This window comes from Mesorhizobium sp. M2C.T.Ca.TU.002.02.1.1, assembly GCF_003997225.1.
The window spans coordinates 1-790 of the sequence record NZ_RZTO01001378.1 but is presented as its reverse complement, the minus strand read 5'-3'; the positions used below and the strand labels follow the sequence as shown (position 1 = coordinate 790).

1 protein-coding gene is annotated in these 790 nt (G+C 67.8%); it reads left to right on the top strand.

All coding sequences use genetic code 11. The annotated features are described in order from the left end of the window. Positions 1–92: 92 nt before the first annotated feature. Positions 93–790, top strand: a 698-nt coding sequence (locus EOD07_RS36210) for an ABC transporter ATP-binding protein (protein WP_164772945.1), incomplete at its 3' end; no start/stop codon positions are given.

Sequence of the window (790 nt, the reverse complement as noted above, 5' to 3'; positions counted from 1 at the left end):
GGTGATGGGCTTTGCCGACGGCAAGCGGGTGCTGATCACCGACACGCCGCCGACCTTCGTTCCGGCGCTGAACTGAAGCGGAGCGGGGAGACGTGCTGAAGGTCGAGAAGCTTGTCGTGCGCTATGGCGCCGTCATGGCGGTGCGCGAATTGTCGCTCGAGGTCGGGCAGGGCGAGCTTGTCGCCCTGCTCGGGCCCAACGGCGCCGGCAAGAGCTCGACCATCAACGCCCTGACCGGCCTGGTCACGCCGGCTTCGGGGCGCATCGTGCTCGACGGCAAGGACATCTCGCATGTCCGCACCGAGGACCGCATCCGCGCCGGACTGACCTCGACGCCGGAAGGCCGGCACATCTTCTCCAACCTGAGCGTCGGCGAGAATCTGCGGCTGGGGGCCGCGACAAGGCGCGACCCGGCCGGCGTGCGCCAGGATATCGAGCGGTTCCTGTCGCTGTTCCCGGTTCTGTCCGAACGCTTCGGCCAGGCGGCCGGCACGCTTTCGGGCGGCGAGCAGCAGATGCTGGCGATCGCCCGTTCGCTGATGTCGCGGCCGAAGCTGTTGCTGCTCGACGAGCCGTCGCTGGGGCTCGCGCCCAAGATCGTGGCGCGCATCTTCGATTTCATCGGCGAGCTCAAGGCGCAAGGGCTGACGCTGCTGGTGGTCGAGCAGAACGCCAAGCAGGCGCTGCGCTTCGCCGATCGCGTCTATGTTGTGAGCTCGGGCACGCTGCGCTACGACGGACCGCCGGCCAGGCTCGCCGACGAGCACGGCTTGTTCAATCTCTATATCGG